The organism is Sulfobacillus harzensis, from assembly GCF_012933365.1.
GTDB lineage: Bacteria > Bacillota > Sulfobacillia > Sulfobacillales > Sulfobacillaceae > Sulfobacillus_B > Sulfobacillus_B harzensis.
Genome location: NZ_JABBVZ010000022.1, coordinates 12,001 through 31,586 on the forward strand (window position 1 = coordinate 12,001; position 19,586 = coordinate 31,586).

The window sequence follows — 19,586 nt, forward strand, 5'->3', positions numbered from 1 at the left end:
GGGTCAACAGCGGCTTTTGACGAGCACCCTCGGATTCGACGCTTTTTAGCGACACCGGCTGCCCACAGCCAGAAGGCGTTATCAAGCTGTTGACACATTCGCGGGCGGTTGCCTTGTTCTGACTGGTCCCTCGTGGACATACCTTAGTGGCGAGGATGGACAGGAGGGATTTCGTTGGCTGCCCTATGGCATACCCTGAAACCCGACGAGGCCGTAATCCAGCTTCGGTCGGACAGCGAACGGGGACTCACCCCCCAGGAGGCGGAACGGCGACTGGCGGAGTACGGGCCGAACGCCTTAAAAGAGGCTCATAAAACCTCGCCCGTAGAGATTTTTATCGCCCAGTTCAAGGACTTCATGGTGATGGTGCTGTTGGCCGCTACCGTGATCTCCTTTTTATTGGGTGAGACCGGCGATGGCATCACAATCGTGGCCATTGTGATTATGAATGCCATCTTAGGCTTTATGCAGGAATATCGGGCCGAGAAGTCCGTCGAGACGTTGCGCGCGCTGACCGCGCCTGAAGCGCATGTACTACGAGGCGGAGAACGTCAGGATATTCCCGCTCGTGATTTGGTACCGGGCGACATTATTGACTTAGAGGCTGGAGACCGGGTTCCGGCCGACTGCCGGCTGATTTTCCAGACAAGCCTAGAACTTGAGGAGGCGGCATTGACTGGGGAATCGACGTCGGTGAAAAAGATGGTGGCAGACATTGCGGATCCTAATGCACCGTTGGCGGATCGGACCAACATGGTCTTTATGGGGACCACCGTCTCCCGTGGGCGGGCGCGCGCGCTGGTGACGGCGACCGGAATGTCGACCGAGATGGGAACCATCGCCCATCTCATCCGCGAGGCGGTCGAGGACCAGACCCCGTTGCAGCGGCGCTTGGAGCAGCTCGGCAAAGTGTTGGTCATTCTTTCCCTCTTGATTGTGGGGGTTGTGGTTATTACGGGACTCCTGCGCGGCGAACCACTCTACCAAATGTTTTTGACCGGGGTGAGCTTGGCAGTGGCGGCTATTCCGGAAGGGCTGCCTGCGATCGTTACCATTGCCTTGGCTCTGGGGGTGCAGCGTATGATCCGGGCCCATGCCATCGTACGGCGCTTGCCGGCCGTCGAGACCCTGGGCTGCACGACCGTTATTTGCTCGGATAAAACGGGGACCCTCACCCGCAATCAGATGACGGTAACCGACGTGTGGGTCAACGGCCAGCGTATCGCCCGGGATGCGGACGAGGGAGTGTTGTCGGGTCCCGACGAGGCTACTAAGAAGGGACTGCACCATCTGCTGCGAGGCGCTGTGCTGTGCAACAATGCTCGCTTGGCGAAGGAGGATCGACCAGGGGATGGCACCGGACAAGGAGATCCGACGGAGTTGGCGCTGCTCTCGGCGGCCGTCGAGGCGGGCCTTAAGCCATCACAGCTCGCTCGACAGTTTCCTCGCGTTGGCGAAATTCCCTTTGAGTCGGAACGGCAGCGGATGGCGGTTGCGGTTAAGAATGCGGCCAACCAGTCTTTTGTGTATGTGAAGGGTGCAGCGGACGTGCTTTTGCCCCGCTGCCGATTCATTGAGTTGAATGGTCAGGTGCTGCCGCTTGATGATGTGCGCCGACGCGACGTCATGCTGGCCAACGATGCCATGGCCAGAGATGCTTTGCGGGTTCTTTTGGTGGCTTATCGTCCACTCCGTTTAGACGACGCCGAAGAGCACTGGGAGAGTGAACTGGTCGTGCTGGGATTGACCGGTATGATTGACCCACCGCGACCGGAAGCGGTTCAGGCCGTGGTCCAGGCCCACCGCGCCGGCGTCCAAACAGTGATGATTACCGGCGACCATCCCAACACTGCCGCCGCCATCGCACGACAGCTAGGGATGTTGGACGCCGGGGATCAAGTGGTGACGGGGCGTGAACTGGACGCCATGACCGACCAGGAACTAGATCGGCGGGTCGACCGGATACGTGTCTACGCACGCGTCTCACCCCCCCATAAGCTCCGGGTAGTGCGGGCTTGGAAGGCCCGTGGCCATGTGGTGGCAATGACGGGGGATGGTGTGAATGATGCCCCCGCGGTCAAAGAGGCAGACATTGGCGTCGCCATGGGACTGACGGGGACCGACGTGACCAAGGAAGCATCAGCCATGATTCTTACGGACGACAATTTTGCCACCATTGTGCGCGCCATTGAGGAAGGCCGTGCGATTTACGACAATATCCGTAAATTTATCCGCTACCTGCTATCCTGCAATGTGGGGGAAGTGCTGGTGATGTTTCTGGCCGCCTTCATGGGGCTGCCCTTGCCGCTCTTGCCAATTCAAATTCTGTTTGTCAATTTGGTGACCGACGGGCTTCCCGCAATGGCCTTGGGCATCGACCCGCCCGCCCCTGGCGTGATGGATCGTCCGCCCCGTCCCCCCAGCGAGTCCATTTTTGCACGGGGACTGGGGACCAAGATTGCGTTCCGTGGTATTTTAATTGGTGTCAGTTCCCTGATGGTGTTCGCGTTGGCGCTTGGCCCTTGGGGCCTTGGGCTGCGTGAGGCACGCAGCATGGCGCTCGCCACCCTTATCTTAAGTCAGTTGTTTCATGTATTTGATGCTCGCGCGGAGGATCGCAGCTTTTTGGAAGTGGGGCTGTTTTCCAATCCGTGGGCGGTGCTCGCCGTGTTGTCGTCAATTGCCATGCTGCTGGCAGTCATCTATGTGCCGTGGCTGAGCCAACTGTTTAAGACGGATCCGTTGGCGCTGGGAGATTGGCTTATTGTATTCGTTGCGTCCGCCTTCGTACAATTGTTGGCTGCCGTCCGGGATGTGCTCTTGAAGCCGCTGCGGCGCTTCAACCGGGCTACCGTCCGGTCATGAGGGCAAGTGTGGAAAGGGTGGTTTCGGGTGCGTTTGCGCTTTTGGAAAATGCACGGTTTAGGCAATGACTACCTCTATTTTGATCTGCGTGAGCCCATCGCCACCGCCGTCGATTGGGCCGCACTATCCCGTCAGATTTGCGATCGGCACTTCGGGGTAGGGGCCGACGGTATTATTCTCATCGGGGAGATGCCGGGCGTGGATGCGACCATGCGGATCTTCAACGCCGACGGCAGCGAATCGGAGATGTGCGGCAATGGCCTTCGGGCGTTGGCCAAGTGGTTGTATGACCGTGGATTGGCTGGATCAAAACAGGTGATAGCGACTGGCGCCGGCAACCTGGAACCCGAAGTGGTTGAAACTCAGGCGGGGCGGGCTACCCTGATACGGGTCAACATGGGGCACCCTAGCTTTGATGCTGCAAATTTGGGTGGAAGCCCGCTTATCGAGGACCTGCTCATCGGTGAAGACTACAGCCTCGTATGCAGCGCCGTATCTATGGGGAATCCTCACTTGGTGGTTTTTGGTCCCTTGTGGGACGATGACAGGCTCTACCGACTGGGCCCTGTACTGGAACGCCATCCACGTTTTCCGGACCGCATCAACGTGCACACGGTGGAAATTACGGGGAAAAATCAGCTCGCCATGCGGCATTGGGAGCGTGGTGCCGGTCCGACCTTGGCGTGCGGTACTGGCGTGGCGGGCGCCACGGCGCTGGCCGTGCGTTTGGATCGGGTAACCTCGCCTGTAACGGTTGAGGTGCCAGGCGGCCAGATTATGGCGGAATGGAATGGGCCGGGAACCCCGGTATACCTGACCGGCCCGGCGGAAGAGGTGTTCGAAGGGTTCTTTCCGTGGCCATAAAGGCGATGGTTACTCGGGCGACGGCGATTCCTGCCGTCGCTTTTTTCGTCGGTCGTACCAATACCAGAGCGCTGCCAGCACCACGAGGCCAACGATTACCGGGAGCTCGTAATGCTTGGTGGCGTTCAAGGCCTGCACCACGTGGGGGCCTAAAATGACGCCTACGGTGACGGCCAAGAGCGCCCAAATGAGCGAGCCAATCACGGTGTAAATGAGAAACCGCCAGTACGGCATGTTGAAGAGACCAGCGGGATATGAAATGACAGCTCGAACCCCGGAAATAATGCGGCCGATCAAAACCACGATGTCCCCGCGCCGTTGAAAGTATTGCTCCCAGTATTCCAACCGCTCAGGCGTACGGAAGAGAAAGCGGAAATACTTCAGCATCACCCGTCGTCCGCCCAGTCGAGCCAGAAAATAGGCACCGGTGGCGCCCAGCGTACTGCCCGCGACAGCCGCGATAATTACCACCGGATAGCTGAACCGGTGTGCGGAGACCAGGTACCCGGAGAAGAGAAGAATTATCTCATCAGGGCTGGGAACGCCGAAACATTCCACAAATAGCACCAAAAAGATGGCTGCCACACCCACGCTATGCAACAGATTGCTGACAGAATGGAATACGGTAAGCAAAGGCGATCTCCTTTGGTGACAGTATCTGGACTCGCGTGTAGAACGAATGAAGTCGCCCAAGTATAGCATACCGCGGAAGAGGAAAATTTTTCCCCGCCGAGTGAGAAATTGGATGCCCGGGTAAACTATGGACAGCAAAGGAGGCTCTCCCCATGGACCGAAAAAAATGGTATGCCATCGCTGTTCTGGCGGGCGGCGCGGCGGCGCTAACAATCTATCTCGCACCCTATGCTGAAGCCCGGCAGAGCTTGGCGCCGCTTGGTGTCAATGCCATTTTGACGAAGAGTTGGAGTTCGATGGAGAAGGTCTCTTTCGGTGAAACGTTGAGCTATCAGAATAGTCTTCTGCCCCCGGGCACGAATTTGGCAGGATTGTTTAATCTGCCCCTTCCCGGTGTAAGTGTCACGACCATCAATCTCTACCAAAACGCTCCGACCAGTTGGCGATTGGAGGAATTGAACCAAGGGGGAACGGTTGTGGGGGTGCTGGCCCGAAGCCACAACGCGTTGGTCACCTATCGAAGTGCCTCCAATGAGCGCACGATGAATCATCTGCCATCGTTCCTACGATCGCCATGGAGTGTATGGCAGATTCCCGAACCGACGGTATGGCAGAAGGAGTGGGTTGGCCGGGCGTCGCGCACCCGGGTAGCGGGGGTGCCGGCCTACCAGGTCACCTTGACCCCGAAAAATCACAAGACTCTCTGGGGCACGATTACCTATTGGTTCCAAGGTCAATATTTTGTGCCGCTAGGGGTGCAGGTGACAGATCGCCGCGGCGACACGGTGTTTGAAGCGAAGGCTACCATTTACACCCAAGGGGCGCCGGGTGCGTCAGCTCGTCCGCCGTCGGCCGGCCGGCTGGTTGATTGGCGGCCAACGCCAGCACTGGCCAACCTGTCGCATACCTTGAGCGGCCCTAAAGTCCCCTTCACCTTTCCACCGCAGTTAGGGTCGCTGGTGCGCGTCAGCCAGCGTCGCGCCGGCGGCAACGCGTTGGCTGTCTATGGAACGGGCCCGGGTCGCGTGGTGGTGTTAATTACGGTCGCCCGACCCTTTCACGGCAAAGACGCGTCCCGCATCTTAAAGCCGGTCGCAGGAGATCCCGGGTTTCGCGGGGTGACCGACGGCGTATTTAGCGTGGTGACGTTTCGGCGCCATCAGCACGAAATCACGCTCATCGGTAGCCGATCCCAATCTCAGTTAGCAAGGTGGGCAAAAGAAGAATGGCATTAGCGGTTGAGGTGCGAAACCTGTCGAAGTCTTATGGTCGGAAACAAGCCCTAGACCATGTTTCCTTCGTGCTCCCGCCAGGCGCCATGCTGGGTTTGGTGGGCCCCAACGGCGCCGGAAAGTCCACCCTGATGCGCATGTTGCTGGGATTGGTCCGGCCGACCTCCGGTTCCATCGTTTATAATGGGCGACCGTTGTGGCCTGACCCAACTCCCTTGATGCCGGCCGTTGGTGGATTTGTGGATACCCCTCAGTTTTATCCGTATCTCAGTGGGCGAGAAAACCTCGCGCTGTTGGCGGAAATGGCTTCGATCCCCGTAAGCCGCGTGGACGAAGTGCTGGAGTATGTGCATCTGCGCCAAGATGGTGCTGAGCGCGTGGGCGGCTACTCCCACGGCATGCGTCAGCGATTGGGCATTGCGGCCGCTTTGATGAAGCGACCGGGGCTACTCATCTTGGACGAACCCCAGGACGGCCTCGATCCCGCCCGGTTAAAGGAGATGCGGCAGTTGGTCGGGGCGGTGCGGCTGGAGTTCGGCTGCACGATCATCATGTCGAGTCATGCGATTGCCGACGTGGAACGCTTGTGCGACCGGATTGCGGTTTTTGATCAGGGGCGTGTGCGCTATGTGGGACCGGCCAGCCAACTGGGCGGCACACCGATTGAAGCGATTGTATGGGAGGCCCGGCCGATGGATCGCGCGCTCGACGAGTTGCAAGCCTTGGGCGTTAATGCCCATCCCATCGATGAGGGCCGCATTCTCGCACCCTTGGATGCCCGATGGGATTTGGCCGATATTAACGCAGCACTCATTGGACGGGGAGTGCGCATATTCACCGTAATGCGGCGTGCGGAAAGTCTAGAATCGCGCCTATTAGCGTATTTGGAGGATCAGCATGTGGACGTGCGTTAAATGGGAGGCGCGCCGGTTGGCCCGTCAGTCGCGCTTTTGGGGATCACTCGTGGCAGTGGCCGTGCTGGGCGGGCTCTTTTCCTACGGATACCGATTGATGCATGGCCAGGCCTTCGTGGTGCCAACGGTGGGACGGGGGCTGGCTAATGGGTTTTTCGTGCCAATTTTAGCCCTAACCCTCTCTTCCAGTGTCCTCTTGCCGTTTTTTGTGGCGCTGGTTGCGGGCGACAGCGTCGCGGGAGAGCGGCAGTCCGGAACTTGGAATACGCTGTTGACGCAAGGCATCAGTCCCTGGCGGTTATTTTGGGGTAAAGCCCTGGTGTCCTTCGGCTACGCCGCTCTCGCGACATTAATTTTGTGTGCATCGAGTCTTGCGGGAGGCTGGGTGATTTTTGGCCTGCATGGATCGGCGCTCCCATCCGGTGTGGTGGCGTCGACGGGTCAATTTTGGCGTCTCATAGTCATTGTCTGGGGATATGCCACTGTCAGTCAGATGGTGGTCGCCGCCTTTGCCCTGCTGGTAAGCGCCTTTAGCCGACACAGCGTCTCGTCCCTCTTGGTAAGCATGGGCACCCTAATCGTGCTGGCGATGTTAGGGGACATGCCGATTTTGGCAGCGGTACGCCGCCTTCTTTTCACCAGTTACTTTTCCCGCTTGGGAGACACCTTGACCTTCCCGCCAAACTGGATCGCTCTGACCCACGGCTTATTGGTTTATGGCCTGTACCTTATCCTTTTCTTGGCCGCGATTCTGTGGTTCCAGCCGTTTCGTGACTAATGGCAAATGGCGACACCTCGGGTGAATCTAGAGTATGGGGTGTGGCGCCCCATGGCGGTGTGCGCGGGCTCACCCTTTACACTACCGGTAAGTTGTGACTTCCACGAGATGGATTTTCGGGCCAATGATCTGATAGGTAAATTGCAACACCTGGGCCTGTCCGTCAACCGTCACATTGGGGGCCAGCAGAACTAACCCGGTGGGACGGTCAGACGCTCCTAAGGCCATCGTAAGCCTAACGGGTGCACGAAACGCGACCGATTTGGCGCCCCAAAAGGGGTCAGACGATGGGGCGACCGAGGGAATAATGGACCGAAGCCAAGACAATTGGCGGTGTTGACTGGTATAGCGATAAGCCTCCAGGAGGCGAATCGCTTGGGGGGTGATGTCCAGAGGTGCCGGGCTATGGACGAACAGCGCCAATCGTTCGGATAAGACGCCACGATAGTTGAGGGTGCCCATGGGCAGGGAGTTTTCGGAGAGCCACAGGGGATAGCGGCTGATAATCCAGGGAGGAATGTCGGCGTGATACGCGTCGGAGGACCGAGGCGCTGCACTGGCCAGGCTCTGGCTGGTGAGGCGGGCCGCCATCAGTTTGGCAAACACGACGTAGCGATAGGGCGTAAAGTAGCGTGCCATCTAAGAGGTAGCAGGTTTCTAAGGCGAGAGTGGGCGCGCTCGAGTCCGGAAGCCCTGGATTTGCCGGCACAATGGCGTGGGATGCGACGCGAAAGAGGAACACGCCTTGTTGGGTGGTGACGATGATGGTCTGCTAGGTGGCATTATGGGCAGCGATGACGGAAAGTCCCGGTTCGCCAGGCAGTACTGACGCCGTCCAGTGCCCCTGTACCATCAATAGCTGCGTGTCGAACGTGCTCTGAATGACGGCCACGTGAAGTCTCAATGAGGGAACGTCAAGCATCCGAACACATGTCCGTGGACGGCTCCGGCAGCGGGGGGGCGGCTAGGGGTCGGTTTGGCTGGGATGGCACGGGGGCCATGTTTGGGCGTGGGGCGGATGAAGCGTACTGAACCTGCTGCCATTGGTCGACGCCCCGCAGGGCCAGGGGTCTTTAATGGCATGGCTCAGCTCAGCCCCATGGCTTACGGGCGCAAGGGGGTTGGGAGTAACTGTGCCGGATGGGGAGACATGGAGATACTGGCTGCCGGAACCGATTTGACTCGAAGTTACGGTGGCGAGCACAGGGGCGTGGAACAACCCTACCAAGCTCCCATCAGACGTGGTCAGCACCTGAAGGCGCAAAATCGGTGACAACACTTTCTCCGCGCGCAATGCGGGCGGAAAACGACGGGGCTGGGCCCTGCAGCAATTCCACGGTGGTTGCAACGCTAAAGGCGTTGGACGTCAAGACAGCAAGAGAGTCGTGTTGGCTCCATACGACGCGCAATGTGTCTCAGGCTGGGGCAAGTGGTATTACGATAGAGCGGACATCGGTACCGACGGGTGCTCGCATGTGTTTTACCAAGATTCGCTGAGTCTAACGGTCTGGCCTAATCTCCCGCGGTGATCTCAAAGTCGCGGGGGCTGGAGATCTCGCGGGCTTGGAATTGACATTCCGAGAGCGATTCCGTACGATTACCAACGAGAAATGGCGAGACGCACCGCGTTGAGGGAGGTTCCTTTTGGACATCAAGCTGGTCAATATTGGCTTCGGCAACATTGTCTCGGCCAATCGCATCGTGGCAATCGTGAGTCCGGACTCGGCGCCCATCAAGCGCATTATCACGGAAGCACGAGACCGCGGGGTCCTGATTGATGCCACATATGGCCGCAGAACCCGCGCCGTGATTATGACCGACAGCGAACACGTGATTCTGTCGGCGGTGCAGCCGGAGACCGTCGCCAATCGGCTGACCAGTCGTCCGGCTGACAGCGACGATGAGGACGATGAGGAGGACGAGGATTAAAGGTGGCCCAGGCAGCCTCAGTGGAAGAATTGGTAAGTCAAACCAAGAGCAAGTATGCTCTGGTTGTAGCAGCGGCGCGTCGCGGACGCGCCATTATGGACGGATATCAGCCGCTGGTTCAGGTCAACGCGACTAAGCCCGTAACTATTGCGTTGGAAGAGATTCAGCGCGGCCTCGTATCCGTTGAAGTGCCGCCATCTGGCATTAAATAAATGCGTATCATTGTTGGAGTGGCCGGCGGGATTGCTGCCTATAAGGCGTGCGAGGTCGTGAGTCGGCTTGTTAAGGCTGGCCACTCTGTACGGGTCGTCATGACTCCGGCGGCGGCACAATTCGTGGCGCCGCTCACTTTTCGCGCCCTGTCGGGACACGCCGTGGGGATCGAAGCCGCGGACGAGCCGGCGGGTCCGCTTTCGCATGTCCAGTTGGCCCATTGGGCGGAGGCGCTGGTCATCGCCCCGGCCACCGCTTCGCTCATGAGCCGTTTAGCCCATGGACAAACGGACGATCTGTTGGGGCTGGTGTATTTGGGGATCCGCGGACCGGTTGTGGCGGCTCCGGCAATGGAGCCAGAGATGTGGTCCCATCCTCGAACCCAAGCCAATGCCAGCGTTTTAAGAGCGGACGGGGTGCGGCTGGTCGGTCCCGCCGTGGGGCGCATGGCGTCGGGGCAAGAGGGATTGGGGCGTATGGCCGAACCGGCAGAGATTGTGGCGGCGCTGGAGGACGCGCTGACCCCGAAGGATTTGGCCGGCACCACCATAGTGGTCACGGCGGGTGCAACCTGGGAGCATTTTGATCCGGTGCGAGTTCTGACCAACCCTTCCACCGGGCTCATGGGGGTCCTTATCGCCAATCAAGCGGCGCGCCGTGGCGCTGACGTGAGGTTGGTCACGGGACCGGCCGTCCCGTACGCTGTGGACGATCGAGTACGGCGGGAAACGGTGGTTAGCGCCGAGGAGATGCAACGGGCCGTGATTGCCATGGCACAAGACGCTGATGTGGTGGTTGGCGCGGCCGCCGTCTCGGATTTTCGCCCTCGCGAGCGACTAGGGTCCAAAGCCCATAAGGATGACGTCGGTCTGAACTGGGAGATGGTCCGAAATCCTGACATCATTCAGTCGATTGGGGAGCGCTACCAAGGCCAGAAGGTATTGGTGGGGTTCGCCGCGGAAACCGAGGATGTGCTGGCGCAGGCGGAAGCCAAGCGACGGAAAAAACATTTGGATGCCGTGGTCGCCAATCTGGTGGGAGTTGGGCGTGGTTTTGGCGCCGGCGAATATGGCGCTTGGCTGGTCACAGCGGAGGGTCCGCGGGAACTCGGTGGCAGTAAAGAGCACACGGCTGCCGCTTTGTTAGATTGGATTCGTGAGAGGCGGGCAGCCGGCCATGGCCATATTGGCTGAGGTTGTCATCGATCAGGTTGCGCCTGGTCTGGATCGGCCCTTTACCTACGTTGTTCCCGATACTTTCGAAGAACAGGTGGCCTTGGGCCAATGGGTCGAGGTGCCGTTCGGATCCCGGGTGCTCCATGGAGTCATCACGCAACTCGCCGCGGGAGATCCGGCGGAGGGCACCAAAGCTATCCATGCGATTGTTGATAGGAAGCCGGTGGTGACCCCGGTCCTTTTGGAGATGGCTCAGTGGCTTTCGGGGCGGTATCTCTGCTACGTGTCCCAAGCCTTGCGGTCCATGGTCCCGGCTTCCGTGCGGCGCCGTCAGTCGGCGCGCCCTAAAATGGTTTGGTACCGAGTGGTGGGTGCGCGCAGCGGGCGACCGTCCACGAAGCAGGCCATGTTTGAATTCGTGCGGGATCATGGACCGGTCGATCGGCGCACGCTCTTGGACCAGTTCAACAATGCCCAGCAAGCGCTGCGGGCCCTGGTTGCGGAAGAGGCGCTCGAGGTGCTGACCGATCCACCCCAAAGTCCGTTGCCCCAGGAGGCGCTCCACCAGCTGACGGCAGCTCAGCAAGCGGTCTTGCAGACTATGGAATCTGAACCGGGACGGGCCTGGCTTTTGGAAGGGGTGACCGGTTCGGGCAAGACCGAAGTGTACTTAGCGCTCATTGAGGCTCGGGTAGCGGCTGGTCGGCAGGCCCTGGTGCTGTTGCCGGAAATCGCACTTACCCCTCAGGTGCTGCTGCGTTTTCGGGAGCGGTTTGGGACCCGAGTAGCCGTTTGGCATTCCGGGTTAGGCCATGGGGAGCGGCGCTTGATTTGGGAGGCTGTACGCGACGGCCGGGTGTCGGTAGTTGTGGGGGCACGATCGGCGGTGTTTTTGCCCTTTCCTCGTTTGGGCGCCATTGTTGTCGACGAGGAGCACGAACCAAGCTACAAGCAGGAGGAGCATCCCCGTTATCATGCCCGCGAAGCGGCCTTGTGGCGTGGAAAGCGCGAGGGCGTGACCGTGGTTCTGGGAAGCGCGACCCCATCGGTAGAAACCCGATTCTGGGCTGAGCAAGGTGCAATCGGCCATCTGAGATTGCCCGAACGAGCGATGGGGAGGAGCTTGCCGGCGGTCGAACTGGTCGACATGCGGGAGGAACTGCAAAAGGGTAACCGTCAGATGTTTAGCCACGCGTTGACTACCGCCCTGGACGAGGTGTTAAGGCGCGGCGAGCAGGCCATTTTGTTTCTGAATCGGCGGGGCTATTCGACCTTTGTGCTCTGCAGGGCTTGCGGACAAGCTTTACAATGCCCGGACTGCGCCGTCTCCCTTACGTATCATCAGCGCGACAATCGCTTGGTCTGCCATTATTGCCTGAAGGAACAGCCGTTGCCGAAACGGTGCCCAGAGTGCGGCAGTGACAAAATCCGTTATTTTGGTGCGGGTACCGAGCGGGTAGCTGATGAGGTCGGGCGTCTCTTTCCCGGTACACGGGTGATCCGCGCCGACCGAGACACCCTGACGCGGCCCGATGACTACGCTGAACTTTATCAAAACTTTTTGTCGGGACAAGCCGATGTATTAGTCGGAACGCAAATGATTGCCAAAGGCATGGACTTTCCCCGGGTTACACTGGTAGGGGTGGTGGCAGCTGACACGGCGCTCCATCTGCCCGATTATCGTGCGGCAGAACGCACGTTTCAGTTGTTGGTGCAAGCCGGAGGGCGTTCCGGACGGGGAGATCAGGCGGGGCGGGTCGTGATCCAGACCTATAATCCGGATCATTACGCCATCTTTCACGCGTATCGCCATGATTATGCGGCATTCTATCAAGAGGAAATCAGCTTTCGTGAACAAGCCCATTACCCGCCGTATTCTGACCTCTGGCTACTGGTCCTTGAAGGATCGGAAGAGTCCGACGTGAAAGCCCGGGCGGACGGCGTGTATAGGGATTTGAGAGCTGTTTGGCCCAACGGAGAAATATTGGGCCCAGCGCCCGCTCCCTTGGCCCGTATTCGTGGACAATACCGCTACCATCTTTTGTTGAAGAGCACCCATAATGATGACTTGGCAGTGGTTCTCCGAACCTTGCAAAGCCAGCATCGCGGGGTGAGCATCACCCGGGATCCGTACTTTTTGATGTAGTGAGGAGGAGTTTATGGCCCGCATCCTCTTTATGGGCACTCCCGAATACGCCCGCCGTATTTTGGAGCGCATCTATCAACCCGACGACCAGTATCTGGTGGTGACTAAGCCGGACATGCCCGTGGGGCGCCGGCAAATTCTCACCCCCTCGCCCGTGGCGGTTTGGGCTGAGGCTCAGAATCTTCCGGTTATGAAGCCGGTGAAGCTCAAGGACTTTCGGGGAGCGTGGGAGTCGTTCAAGCCCGATTGGATTCTTACCGCCGCCTATGGGCGCATTTTGCCGCCTTGGCTACTCGCCTTGCCGCGCGTGGGCGCGTATAACTTACATGCCTCTTTGCTGCCGCGCTGGCGCGGGGCGAATCCCGTCGCTTGGGCGATTTTGAGCGAGGATTCGGTGACCGGCGTGACGTTGATGGCCATGGACGAAGGGATGGACACTGGTCCGATCGTTGCGACAGCCACAACGGCGATCGGGCCCGAAGATACGACCGGCAGTTTGACATTGCGTCTGGCCGAACTGGGGGCTGCTCTATGGCTTGAAACCCGTGACCGCTACGGCGTCAGCCGCTTCCCCAGCATCCCACAAGATGAAGCGGGGAGGTGTCTTGCACCCAAGTTTGACCGTACGGCTGGACGCATGAGGTGGGACGAGACCGCTCACGCTCTCGACGCTCAGGTACGAAGCATGACGCCCGAGCCCGGCGCCTATACTATGCTGGGTGATTTACGCATCAAAATTTTAGCTGCGCGGGCCCAAGGGGCTACTGGCTCGGGAACGCCCGGCACGGCACACCTGGATGGGGAGGACTGGACCGTCCAGACCGGTGAAGGCATTCTCCGGGTATCGCGCATTCAGCCCGCCGGCCGGCGCATTATGTCTCCTGGGGAGTTTGTTCGCGGGCGACGGGGGGAGGTAGAATGGACGCTTCAGTAAGTCGGGCGGGATTGGCCCGGGATGAAGCCTTAAAAGCGTTGGCCAGAATTCGCCAGGGTTACCCGGTGAGCGACGCCATTCAACAGGCGAAGGGATTGCCGGCTCGCGATCGGGCCTTGATGGCGACTTTAGTCTACGGTGTGCTACGCCATCTACGCTATCTTGACGCTTGGATGAAACCCTTTGTCCGCGGGGATTTGGAACCTGAGGTACAAGACATTCTTCGTATGGCCTTCTATCAGATGGGATTTCTTGATCGGGTCCCTGATTATGCGGCGGTGAATGCGGCCGTGGAGCAGACGCGAGCTCGCGCGCCGCGGGCTGTGGGCATGGTGAACGCTATTTTGCGCCGTGGACAGAGCAAGAAGCCTGAGCAACTCTCCCTGGGCGAACGCTATTCGCACCCGGATTGGATTGTGGAGCGTTGGCAGGCGCGCTATGGCCCCCGTTTGGAATCCATTTTGGAGGCCAACAATGCGGTGCCGCCGCTGACCCTGCGTGTGGATTTGGACCGCACATCTCGTGCTGAGGTGTTGGAGGAACTAGGGAATTTAGGCATTGATGCGGAACCCTCCCCGTATCTTCCTGAGGCGATTCGGGTGCGGGGATCCCTGTGGCTTGAGGACTTTGAGCCCTTTCGCCGGGGATGGGTGACGGTTCAGGACGAAAGCGGCATGTTGGTTGCCTGGGTGCTCGATGCCCAGCCGGGCGACGAGGTTTTGGACATGGCAGCGGGCCTCGGTGGCAAGGCGTTGCACGTATTGGAACGCTCCGGTGGGGCGGTGCGGCTTACCTGTCTGGATATTTCGCGTCCGCGTCTACGAAGGCTGGAGGAGAATCTTTCGCGGACAGGACGGGGTGATCAGGCCGCCATTAAGGAAGCCAATGCGGTCCAATTCGGCAACAGCCACCAGGGGAGTTTTGAGCGAATAATTTTGGATGCCCCCTGTAGTGGCCTGGGCGTCTTGCGACGGAGGGTGGATGCCCGTTGGAAGAAGCAAGCCAATGACTTGCCGGCATTTCACGAGACCCAAGTAGAGTTGCTGGACGCCGCTTGGCGGGCCTGTCGGGCAGGTGGAGTGATTGTGTACAGCACCTGCTCGACCGAACCCGAGGAAACCGAGGCGGTCGTTGACGAGGTGCTCGCTCGGCGTCCCGATTTGAGGCGGGAGGACGTCACCCCATATCTTCCGCATCCAGATTTGGCGTCCTTCGTCAAGAATGGCGCTCTGAGTCTAACCCCAGGTGATTTGGGAATGGATGGCTTTTACATTGCGCGACTACGCGTGAAAAAGGAGGCGGTGCAATGACGGCCAGCAAGTTTGCCTGGGGCGACGTCTTGTCCATGACCCCCAAAGAGCTCGCTGCCCTGTTGGAGTCGGAAGGGGCTCCCCGGTTTCGTGGGGCGCAGCTCTTTGAGTGGTTATGGCGCCACCATGCGGACCATTACCGCAATATCAGCGTGTGGCCGGAAAAGCTCCGCCAACACATGGCCGAACGCTATCCGCTGACGCGGTTGACACGGGTCGAGAGCCAAGTTGCCCACGACGGCACCACGAAACTGTTGTTGCGCATGGCCGATGGCCAGCGTGTGGAAACAGTGCTGCTTCCTCATCGTTATGGGTATAGCGTGTGTGTGTCGTCTCAAGTCGGATGTGCCATGGGTTGCAAGTTTTGTGCCTCGGGACTGAAGGGGCGGGTGCGTCAGCTGACCGCCGGTGAAATGGCGGACCAAGTGGCCTTTGGCAATCAGGTACTGAGCGAGCGGGGCGCCAAGATTAGCCGTATCGACGTGATGGGCATTGGAGAGCCGTTGGACAACTTTGATAATCTGATGCGGTTTTTAGAAATAGTGCATGATCCGGCGGGGTTTAACTTGAGCTATCGCCATATCACCGTATCGACCAGCGGATTGGTGCCGGCGATGAAGAAGTTGGCGGACAGCGGTCTTCCTGTGACTTTGGCCGTGTCACTGCACGCCCCCAACGATGCACTGCGGCTGCAGTTGATGCCCGTCAACCGCGCCTATCCGTTGGCCAAGCTTATCCCGATGTGCCGCTATTTTGTGGAAACCACCGGTCGGCGCGTGACCTTCGAATATTTGCTGTTAGACCACGTCAACGATGGAGAAGCGGAGGCCCACCAATTGGGGGAACTCGTACGGGGATTTCCGAGTCACGTTAATCTGATCCCCTGGAATCCTGTCGATGAGCATCCGTTCCAGCCGTCACCAAAGGAGCGTGTGCGACGTTTTCAAAGCATCGTGCAAGAATACGGAATTTCTTGTACCATACGGAGAGAATTAGGCCAGGAAATTGATGCGGCCTGTGGACAGTTAAGACTCCGGGAGGAGGAGCAGGTATCACCCTAAGAACCTTTGGGCGAAGCCATCGGGGGTTGAAACGGCCTAACAACGAGGACGCCTATTTGATGCGCCCGGTAGCGGGCGACGGATATCTTGTGGCGGTGGCGGACGGCGTGGGTGGTGGGCCCGCAGGACAGGAGGCCAGCCGTATGGCCTTGGAGACCCTCGATGATGCGGTGGGGTTGGAGATTCGGGACATCGCCCGTTTGGCTTCAGCGGTGTCAGCTGCCAACCGGCGTATTCACGAGTCTGGCCAGCGCGACGATGCGCTTAACGGAATGGGGACCACCTTGACGTCGGCGGTGATTTTTCCTAACCGGCTACTGGTGGCTCATGTCGGTGACTCGCGCGCCTATCACCTTTTGGATGATCATTTGGTGCGGCTGACGGTGGACCACTCTCTGGCCGCAGAGATGGAGCGGGCCGGTGGCTTAACACCGGAAGAAGCGGAACATCACCCCAACAAAAATGTACTGACCCGTGTCATCGGTCCTTTCGACCGGGTCCGCATTGATGTCGCCGAGCAGGCCTGGGACGGATCAGGACGGTTGCTGCTGTGCACGGATGGGTTAACCGCCGTACTTTCGGACGACGACATCTTTCTTGCCAGTCAAAGCCTTTCGGGATATGCGCTGATTGACCGATTAATCCAGACGGCGCTCGAGCGCGGCGGACCGGACAACATCACGGTGGTGCTGGTTGAGTCCGAGGCAGGTGACGGTCATGGTGGGTAGTATTCTTGGCAATCGTTATGAAGTTCTTGAGCGAATCGGCACCGGTGGCATGTCGCTCGTCTATCGCGCTCGCGACTTAACCCTCAATCGGTTGGTCGCGGTCAAGATATTAAAGCATCAGTGGGCTGAAGATGCAGAAGTGGTACGCCGCTTCGATCAGGAGGCGCGGGCGGCAGCCTCTCTGGTAGATCGCCATGTGGTGCAGGTTTACGATGTCGGCCGCGACGAGCCAGATATCCATTATATGGTTATGGAATTGGTTGCCGGCGAAACGCTACGCGCAAAAATCGACCGGGAAGCGCCGCTTCCGGTTGAGGTCGCCTTGGACATCGCCGACCAGGTCGCGCAGGGACTTGAGGTGGCGCATGCCCGCAAACTGGTTCATCGGGACATTAAGCCGCAAAATGTGCTCATTTCGCCAGAAGGCGTTGTCAAGGTGACCGACTTTGGCATTGCGTATGCGGCCACCACCGGCACCCTGGTGAATACCGGCTCACTGCTCGGTACGGTCCAGTATTTGAGTCCCGAGCAGGCACGTGGTCGCCTGATTGGTCCCCAGTCGGATCTCTATTCGCTAGGGGTTGTGCTGTTTGAGATGCTGACCGGGAAGTTGCCGTTTGAAAGTGAGAGTGCGATCGGTGTCGCGATCAAGCATCTGCAGGACGAACCCGCCCGCATCGATGAGCTGAGGCCGGATGTTCCGAAGGCGGTCGGCGATATGGTGGAGCGGGCACTCTCCAAAGATCCGGCCGAGCGCTATCATTCAGCCCATGCGCTGCGTCAGGACATCGCTCGGATTCTGCATCCTGAGGCGGCCAATGCAGGGCCGTTGCCAGCGCCGTTAGGCCGACGCGAAGAAGGTCCCGAACAACCGACCACACCCTCCCGGCGCCGGCGCTGGATCCCCTGGGCTATCGTGGCCGCATTGGTGGCGATTTTGGCCGGCGGCGGCGTCTATGCCTTTAATCGTTGGCTCAACCCGCCTATCATTAGTGTGCCCAATTTCAAAGGCATGGCCTTGAGCCAGGCTCGGGGGCGCGCCCAGTCGATGGGATTGAGTCTCGATGTGGTGGGCCATCAAAGCTCCACCAAGGTCGCCAAGAATCACGTGTTGACGGAGCGTCCGAGTCCAGGCACCCGCATTAAGGCAAGTCAGCCCGTGGATGTGGTAGTGTCCTCAGGACCCCGCAAGGAGACCCTGCCGGGCGTAACTAAGGAAACGCTCTACCAGGCCAAGCAGGAACTGGTCAACACCCTAGGTCTCCGTGTACGCGTGAGGCACGTGGCCTCCAGCCAACAGAGCGGGCTGGTGTTGCGCCAAAGTCCGGGCGCGGGAACCGTGGTGGCTGCAGGCAGCCGAGTGACGCTTTGGGTATCCAAGGGATCGAGCACCGCCGCCAATGTCATGCCGAACTTGGTAGGGCTTTCGGTGCCCAAAGCCGCGAGCCTTTTGGCATCCATGAACGTGACAATTGGCACGCCGAGCCCGATGTACTCGACCGAACCACCCAACACCATCATCGATCAAAGCCCTGCGCCTTTTTCGAGCCTTCAGGGCGTGACCGGGGTCAGTGTGACCACGTCTAATGGGCCGAGCCCGGTGAGTTCGTCCATGCCAAGAAACCGGAGTTTGGTGCGGTGGACCATTCCTTCGAGCGCCCGGCCTAAGTCGCTTTTGAAGGTCATTGTGACCGACCAGGCGGGCAACGAGGAAGTGTACTATCAACAAGTGAACCCGGGAGAACCGGTATCCTATGTGGTGATCTGGTATGGTACCCGTGGGGAGCTCTCGGCGTCGCTGAATGGCCAGGTGGAGCCGCCGCGAACGCTTCTGCCGAGCAACACCAGCAGTTCTACGAGTGCCCCATCTAGCGGGACTAGTGCGCCGTCTTCCGGACCATCTCCGTCCCCGAGTCCCTCGCCAAGCGGAGGCAATCAATGAGAGAAGGCCTGGTGGTGTTGTTGGAGGCTAACCGGCCCACGGTCGCCCTGCCGGACGGCACCACCTACCTCTGTTATCTAAAGGGGCGCATTAAGCGGGATGTGGGACGGATCATGGTGGGTGATCGGGTGTTGGTGGAACCGACCGACCCGGGCGAGGCCCGTATAGAGACGGTCTTGCCGCGGACCACCCAATTGCTGCGGCCGCCAGTTGCCAACGTCCAGGGTGTATTTGTGGTCTTTAGTCTTGAGTCGCCGGCGGGGAGTCTGGAACTGTTGGACAAGCGCCTGGTCATGGCCGCCCTTTCCGGTTTGGAGGCTGAGGTTGTGCTCTCCAAGGTGGATTTGGCGACCGATCAAAAACGGCTCGAACGGATTGCAAAAACCTATGGCGAGGCAGGATATCGGGTGTGGCGGACGTCGGCGCCACTCGAACTGGGGATTGAGGATCTGATTCATCGAGCCCGGCAGGGTATATGGGTGCTGACGGGGGAAAGCGGGGCCGGAAAGTCAACGCTGTTGAAAGCCATGATACCAACGGCGCTGGCGAATACTGGGGAATTAAGCCGCATTGGGCGGGGCCAGCAAACCACACGCTGGGTGCGGTTGTACGCGATCGACAATTACTGGTTGGCGGACAGCCCCGGCTATACGGCACTGGAAACGCAGGTTCAGTCTGCCCAAGACATTTTAGCCGCGTTTCCGGAATTGGCCGCCTTCAACTGCCGTTTTCATGATTGCTTGCATCGTCAGGAGCCGGGCTGCCTTGTGCATGGAGCGCTCGAGGCGGGCGAGATTGCCGATTGGCGATATCAGCATTATTTGTCGTTGCTGGATCAATGGATCAAACGCTATTAGAGGCG

At 59.3% G+C, this 19,586-nt stretch carries 17 protein-coding genes; 15 read left to right on the forward strand and 2 right to left on the reverse strand.

Going from position 1 to position 19,586, the window contains the following annotated elements:
- The first annotated feature begins 174 nt into the window (after nucleotides 1-174).
- Nucleotides 175-2,865 carry a calcium-translocating P-type ATPase, SERCA-type gene (locus tag HIJ39_RS08505; protein WP_169098663.1) on the forward strand — a complete coding sequence of 897 codons (2,691 nt, stop codon included), beginning with the start codon at nucleotides 175-177 and terminating at the stop codon, nucleotides 2,863-2,865.
- A 27-nt stretch (nucleotides 2,866-2,892) separates the two neighbouring features.
- Nucleotides 2,893-3,729 carry a diaminopimelate epimerase gene (gene dapF, locus HIJ39_RS08510; protein ID WP_338055117.1) on the forward strand — a complete coding sequence of 279 codons (837 nt, stop codon included), beginning with the start codon at nucleotides 2,893-2,895 and terminating at the stop codon, nucleotides 3,727-3,729.
- Between the two features lie 9 nt (nucleotides 3,730-3,738).
- Here the strand turns inward: dapF and HIJ39_RS08515 are convergent, their stop codons facing one another.
- The gene (locus HIJ39_RS08515) at nucleotides 3,739-4,362 is read right to left on the reverse strand and encodes a DedA family protein (protein ID WP_169098665.1); all 624 of its coding nucleotides are present in this window, start codon (nucleotides 4,360-4,362) and stop codon (nucleotides 3,739-3,741) included.
- A 152-nt stretch (nucleotides 4,363-4,514) separates the two neighbouring features.
- On the opposite strand from HIJ39_RS08515, the gene HIJ39_RS08520 reads away from it, so the two are divergent.
- From HIJ39_RS08520 to HIJ39_RS08530, 3 genes are read left to right on the forward strand one after another with little or no spacing between them, the layout of a single operon-like run.
- Nucleotides 4,515-5,597 carry a LolA family protein gene (locus tag HIJ39_RS08520; protein ID WP_169098667.1) on the forward strand — a complete coding sequence of 361 codons (1,083 nt, stop codon included), beginning with the start codon at nucleotides 4,515-4,517 and terminating at the stop codon, nucleotides 5,595-5,597.
- Nucleotides 5,588-6,508: an ABC transporter ATP-binding protein gene (locus HIJ39_RS08525; protein WP_169098669.1), complete on the forward strand. Its 921-nt coding sequence runs from the start codon at nucleotides 5,588-5,590 to the stop codon at nucleotides 6,506-6,508. Before HIJ39_RS08520 ends, HIJ39_RS08525 begins: the two co-directional genes overlap by 10 nt.
- The gene (locus tag HIJ39_RS08530) at nucleotides 6,492-7,286 is read left to right on the forward strand and encodes an ABC transporter permease (RefSeq protein WP_169098671.1); all 795 of its coding nucleotides are present in this window, start codon (nucleotides 6,492-6,494) and stop codon (nucleotides 7,284-7,286) included. Before HIJ39_RS08525 ends, HIJ39_RS08530 begins: the two co-directional genes overlap by 17 nt.
- Nucleotides 7,287-7,367: 81 nt before the next feature.
- Here HIJ39_RS08530 and HIJ39_RS08535 read toward each other — a convergent pair whose 3' ends face one another.
- Complete coding sequence (locus HIJ39_RS08535; RefSeq protein ID WP_169098673.1) at nucleotides 7,368-7,925, reverse strand: hypothetical protein; 558 nt, start codon at nucleotides 7,923-7,925, stop codon at nucleotides 7,368-7,370.
- 1,005 nt (nucleotides 7,926-8,930) lie between these two features.
- Here HIJ39_RS08535 and remA point away from each other — a divergent pair.
- Genes remA through rsgA form a run of 10 tightly spaced genes read left to right on the forward strand, consistent with a single transcriptional unit; the run spans nucleotide 8,931 to nucleotide 19,581 of the window.
- Nucleotides 8,931-9,215: an extracellular matrix/biofilm regulator RemA gene (remA, locus tag HIJ39_RS08540; protein ID WP_169098675.1), complete on the forward strand. Its 285-nt coding sequence runs from the start codon at nucleotides 8,931-8,933 to the stop codon at nucleotides 9,213-9,215.
- 2 nt (nucleotides 9,216-9,217) lie between these two features.
- On the forward strand, nucleotides 9,218-9,427 hold the full coding sequence (gene rpoZ, locus HIJ39_RS08545) for a DNA-directed RNA polymerase subunit omega (protein WP_169098676.1): 210 nt from the start codon (nucleotides 9,218-9,220) through the stop codon (nucleotides 9,425-9,427).
- On the forward strand, nucleotides 9,428-10,621 hold the full coding sequence (gene coaBC, locus HIJ39_RS08550) for a bifunctional phosphopantothenoylcysteine decarboxylase/phosphopantothenate--cysteine ligase CoaBC (RefSeq protein WP_169098678.1): 1,194 nt from the start codon (nucleotides 9,428-9,430) through the stop codon (nucleotides 10,619-10,621).
- On the forward strand, nucleotides 10,605-12,749 hold the full coding sequence (gene priA, locus HIJ39_RS08555) for a replication restart helicase PriA (RefSeq protein ID WP_169098680.1): 2,145 nt from the start codon (nucleotides 10,605-10,607) through the stop codon (nucleotides 12,747-12,749). The genes coaBC and priA overlap by 17 nt, the downstream gene beginning before the upstream one ends.
- Before the next feature lie 13 nt (nucleotides 12,750-12,762).
- Complete coding sequence (fmt, locus tag HIJ39_RS08560; RefSeq protein WP_169098682.1) at nucleotides 12,763-13,683, forward strand: methionyl-tRNA formyltransferase; 921 nt, start codon at nucleotides 12,763-12,765, stop codon at nucleotides 13,681-13,683.
- Nucleotides 13,668-14,993: a 16S rRNA (cytosine(967)-C(5))-methyltransferase RsmB gene (gene rsmB, locus HIJ39_RS08565; RefSeq protein ID WP_169098684.1), complete on the forward strand. Its 1,326-nt coding sequence runs from the start codon at nucleotides 13,668-13,670 to the stop codon at nucleotides 14,991-14,993. The genes fmt and rsmB overlap by 16 nt, the downstream gene beginning before the upstream one ends.
- Complete coding sequence (gene rlmN, locus HIJ39_RS08570; protein ID WP_243239455.1) at nucleotides 14,990-16,054, forward strand: dual-specificity RNA methyltransferase RlmN; 1,065 nt, start codon at nucleotides 14,990-14,992, stop codon at nucleotides 16,052-16,054. The genes rsmB and rlmN overlap by 4 nt, the downstream gene beginning before the upstream one ends.
- Nucleotides 16,045-16,782 (forward strand): PP2C family serine/threonine-protein phosphatase, encoded by a 738-nt coding sequence (locus HIJ39_RS08575; RefSeq protein ID WP_338055118.1) that lies wholly within the window; start codon nucleotides 16,045-16,047, stop codon nucleotides 16,780-16,782. The genes rlmN and HIJ39_RS08575 overlap by 10 nt, the downstream gene beginning before the upstream one ends.
- On the forward strand, nucleotides 16,748-18,724 hold the full coding sequence (locus HIJ39_RS08580) for a protein kinase domain-containing protein (RefSeq protein WP_243239457.1): 1,977 nt from the start codon (nucleotides 16,748-16,750) through the stop codon (nucleotides 18,722-18,724). The genes HIJ39_RS08575 and HIJ39_RS08580 overlap by 35 nt, the downstream gene beginning before the upstream one ends.
- The gene (rsgA, locus tag HIJ39_RS08585; RefSeq protein ID WP_169098686.1) at nucleotides 18,721-19,581 is read left to right on the forward strand and encodes a ribosome small subunit-dependent GTPase A; all 861 of its coding nucleotides are present in this window, start codon (nucleotides 18,721-18,723) and stop codon (nucleotides 19,579-19,581) included. Before HIJ39_RS08580 ends, rsgA begins: the two co-directional genes overlap by 4 nt.
- Nucleotides 19,582-19,586: the final 5 nt, after the last annotated feature.

Excerpts from the sequence above, each read along its gene's own strand:
- HIJ39_RS08525 (WP_169098669.1), top strand. The coding sequence starts at position 5,588 with ATGGCATTAGCGGTTGAGGTGCGAAACCTGTCGAAGTCTTATGGTCGG.
- rsgA (WP_169098686.1), top strand. The coding sequence starts at position 18,721 with ATGAGAGAAGGCCTGGTGGTGTTGTTGGAGGCTAACCGGCCCACGGTC.
- priA (WP_169098680.1), top strand. The coding sequence starts at position 10,605 with ATGGCCATATTGGCTGAGGTTGTCATCGATCAGGTTGCGCCTGGTCTG.
- rsmB (WP_169098684.1), top strand. The coding sequence starts at position 13,668 with ATGGACGCTTCAGTAAGTCGGGCGGGATTGGCCCGGGATGAAGCCTTA.
- HIJ39_RS08530 (WP_169098671.1), top strand. The coding sequence starts at position 6,492 with ATGTGGACGTGCGTTAAATGGGAGGCGCGCCGGTTGGCCCGTCAGTCG.
- HIJ39_RS08535 (WP_169098673.1), bottom strand. The coding sequence starts at position 7,925 with ATGGCACGCTACTTTACGCCCTATCGCTACGTCGTGTTTGCCAAACTG.
- fmt (WP_169098682.1), top strand. The coding sequence starts at position 12,763 with ATGGCCCGCATCCTCTTTATGGGCACTCCCGAATACGCCCGCCGTATT.
- HIJ39_RS08520 (WP_169098667.1), top strand. The coding sequence starts at position 4,515 with ATGGACCGAAAAAAATGGTATGCCATCGCTGTTCTGGCGGGCGGCGCG.
- coaBC (WP_169098678.1), top strand. The coding sequence starts at position 9,428 with ATGCGTATCATTGTTGGAGTGGCCGGCGGGATTGCTGCCTATAAGGCG.
- rlmN (WP_243239455.1), top strand. The coding sequence starts at position 14,990 with ATGACGGCCAGCAAGTTTGCCTGGGGCGACGTCTTGTCCATGACCCCC.